Source organism: Acidithiobacillus concretivorus, assembly GCF_018853445.1.
GTDB classification, from domain to species: Bacteria; Pseudomonadota; Gammaproteobacteria; order Acidithiobacillales; family Acidithiobacillaceae; genus Acidithiobacillus; species Acidithiobacillus concretivorus.
Map to the genome: position 1 here is coordinate 1 of NZ_JABELD010000092.1, position 3,467 is coordinate 3,467.

Below are 3,467 nucleotides of genomic sequence, written 5' to 3' on the forward strand. Positions count from 1 at the left end.
CCGTCTACTTGCTGCCGCCAATATGTGGCCTTCTCTTCCTTCGTCATACCCACCCCTTCTCGCTGTATGCGGGGCAGGATCGGTCAGGTCAGAAAGTTTGGGAAGGTGGGTTGCTTAGACGCTTACCATCAGGCTTGTTCTTTTAGGATCACAGATACGCACACCAAAAGCATATTGCCTGATCTGGGTGTGCTCGTATGTCGCCAGAGAGGTGTGCAGCAATGATCAGAAAGACTCTAAGCAGCATGGGCTTTGTGTTGTTGTCCCTGATTCCTGTCCATGGATCATGCGGTGGGTTTGGCATCACCTGTTCTGTCAGCGCACCGGGAATTAATTTTGGCACTTATAACACGGTCAACACGATCAACCTACCCGCATCCGATCTGACGGTTTCTTGCACTGGTTTGTTCGGTACGGTTGCGCCAACGGTGCAACTCAGCTCTGGGTCGGGGACTTATGCAAACCGAATTATGAATGGACCCACAGGAAATAGTTTGAGTTATAACCTGTATACCAATTCCAGCTATACAACCGTATTCGGGGATGGCACACAAGGAACAGGCGATTATGTGGGCGCATCCCAACCAATTTTCTTTTCTCAAGTAAATTATAACGTACCCATATATGCACAACTTCCAGGCGGGCAGAACGTCGCGCCAGGAAGCTATGCCACTACACAACCGATCACCGTCACTGTTACTTATTAAGGGGTAGGTAACTAACTTGATGAAATATATTACCCAACTTATCGTATCGTTATCCGTTTTGCTCCTGTTCGCTCCTGTCAATTCTGCGGAAGCATCCGTGAAAACGGCCACCTTCAATGTGGAGGCGACAGTAGCCCCCATCTGCAAAGTCAGCGCACAAAATCTGAATTTCGGCAGCTATACACCAGGAACCTCATTGGATGGACAATCCGAAATATCAGGCGCATGCACCAATGGAACGCAATTTACCGTATCTTGGAGTCCTGGATTACATGCAGGATCCGCTGGATACGACAACCGCAACATGGCGGGGACAGGATCCGGTCCCGCAACTTCTGCAGACTTGCTACATTATCAACTCTATAGCACAGCCAATCACAATGCTGTTTTAGGGGATGGCTCCGATGGCACAATTACCGTCAGCAGCGCAGGCATTGGCATGAATACCGTGTTGAGCGCCAATATGTATGGACAGATACCAGATACTACGGCCAATCAACAGGCTGTACCTGGAACCTATTCAGACACGATTACGGTAACCGTAACATACTGATGTTCAGTGATAGAGGAGAATCGTCGCAGGGACTATCAAATGCTTTTTAGGCTTGGTTAACCTGGAAGGGGGTTGAACCACAAACCGCCGAAATTTCCGTCGCCCGGTTTACCGATCACCCGGTAAGCGGTTTGGTACGCTCAGCTCCAGTTCCCTGACCTCCGTGTCAGGTGCATGAGTGAGGTAGCGGTACACGCTGGCCTTTGACAGGCCATAGTCTTTCATCAGTATTTTGATCAACTCACCCTGTCCCCGCCTTTCCTGGAGTTCAGCGATTTGTTGCTTCGTCAGGCGCTTCCTGCGTCCAAAGCGTGTGCCCTGTTCCTTTGCCTTTTGGATACCGTCCATTTGCCGCTCGGCACGAATCTCCGTCTCAAATTGGGCAATGGCGCCCAGCATATTGAACAACAGCCGCCCGGTTGCATCGCCTGTATGGATATTTTGGTCCAGCACCTGAAGGCTCACCTGCTTGCGTTCCAGTTCTGCGGCGATCTGGCACAAATGCAGGGTTGAGCGGGCCAGCCGGTCAAGACGGGTGACCACCAAGGTATCGCCCTCCCGGACGTACTCCAGGCAAGCCTGTAATTGTGGACGCTTGTGTTGGGTGGCACTTTGTTTTTCCCGGTAGAGCTTGTCGCAGTATCCCAGTTTACCCAACTGGACTTCGAGGCTTTGCCCTACCGAACTGACCCGTGCATACCCAACGACTGCCATGTTATCCTTCGCGATGTTTCATTTAGGTTTAAGAGGATCTGAGATTCCAATAATGAGACATAGAATGAAACACATCAAGTGTCGGGTCTCACAAAGTATACTTTGTGAGACTAGACCTGCAGATTGTTGAAACGGAGTGAACCGTTGGGCAAAAACACCCACGTTGCAATGCAATCCACCCGTGCGGCGTCGCTGCCATGACCGCCAAGAGCGATCGATTGAACGTCCTATCGGACGCCGAAGTAGAAGCGTTGTATGGCCTGCCCAACTTCGACGAGGGTCAGCAACTGGAATACCTCGCACTGTCAGAGGCCGAATTGGCGTTAGTCATGAGCCGCCCCAGTCTGCATGCCCAAGTGCATTGCATTCTGCAAATCGGCTATTTCAAGGTCAAGCGAGCCTTCTTTCTCTTCGACTGGAATGACGTAGCCGAGGACTGCGCCTTTGTCACCAGCCGATATTTCCAAGACCAAGCGGTGAAGTTGTTGCCCATCTCCAAGCACGAGCGCTATGTCCAACGTGACGGTATCACGGCACTGGTTGGCTACCAACCCTGGTCTTCGGCCGGGTTACCCTGGCTGGGATCACTGGCCGCGCAACTGGTGCGCCGTGACGTGACGCCCAGCTTTGTGGCCCTGGAACTCATCGCTGCACTGGGCGAGCGCAAGATCATCCGACCGGGCTACACCACTCTGCAAGAGATTGTCAGCGCAGCACTGTCTGATGAGCGTCACCGTCTTGGAGACTTGCTCGATAGGCTGCTGGACGAATCACTTAAGGTCGCATTGACGCAGTTGCTGGTACACGAAGACACCCTTTCCGATCTAGCCGTGCTCAAGCAGGACGCCAAAAACTTTGGCCATCAGCATATGAGCCGCGAGCGCGACAAGCGCGCAATGCTGGCACCGTTGCACCACGCTGCCAAGGAACTGCTGCCCCGTCTGGAAATCTCTCGGCAAAACCTGCTGTACTACGCCAGCCTGGTGAACTACTACACGGTGTTCGACCTGCGCCGTCTCAGGCCAGAGCAAACCCACCTGTACTTACTGTGCTTTGCCTGGCTGCGCTACCGCCAATTCACCGACAACCTGGTGGCGGCGATGAACTACTTCGTGCGTCACTATGAGACCGAAACCAAGGTGCAAGCACAAAAGCGCAATTTACATGAACAGGCTGTTCAGTTGCGCAACAATCGCAAGGTGCGTATTCTGTTGATCGTGGGCACCGATTCTGGCGATCGTTGGCACCCCTGGAGAGGGAACATTTTGGTCGTTGTGATTTTAAGCACGGGTGGTCACGATGGGTCAACTTTGGGGGCGGTGCCGGGGTCCCGGTGACGGCGTAAGGATTCGCCTTTCAGCTCCAGGCCAGCAATTCTCAATATGAAGTTTGTCGGCCTCTCCGATCTCTCGGGACAAATTTTCGATTGGCTTTTAGGTGCTTTGCCGCAGCTTTTGCTGTGCGTTGGGCGTTAAAGGATAGAGGAAGATGCG

General features: G+C 52.6%; 3 protein-coding genes and 1 pseudogene. 3 read left to right on the plus strand and 1 reads right to left on the minus strand.

What is annotated here, in order from left to right; genetic code table 11:
- Positions 1 to 221: 221 nt before the first annotated feature.
- Entirely contained in the window at positions 222 to 707 is a 486-nt protein-coding gene (locus tag HJG40_RS11590) for a spore coat protein U domain-containing protein (protein ID WP_215864342.1), read from the plus strand.
- A 97-nt stretch (positions 708 to 804) separates the two neighbouring features.
- Positions 805 to 1,260, plus strand: a complete 456-nt coding sequence (locus HJG40_RS11595; RefSeq protein ID WP_215864343.1) for a Csu type fimbrial protein — start codon at positions 805 to 807, stop codon at positions 1,258 to 1,260.
- A gap of 108 nt (positions 1,261 to 1,368) precedes the next feature.
- On the opposite strand, the gene HJG40_RS11600 is transcribed toward HJG40_RS11595, so the two are convergent.
- Positions 1,369 to 1,974, minus strand: coding sequence for a recombinase family protein (locus HJG40_RS11600; protein WP_215864344.1), 606 nt, complete (start codon positions 1,972 to 1,974; stop codon positions 1,369 to 1,371).
- A gap of 197 nt (positions 1,975 to 2,171) precedes the next feature.
- Between HJG40_RS11600 and HJG40_RS11605 the strand changes: the two are divergent.
- Positions 2,172 to 3,146: pseudogene (locus HJG40_RS11605) on the plus strand (DUF4158 domain-containing protein); the annotation flags it as partial.
- Between the last annotated feature and the right edge of the window lie 321 nt (positions 3,147 to 3,467).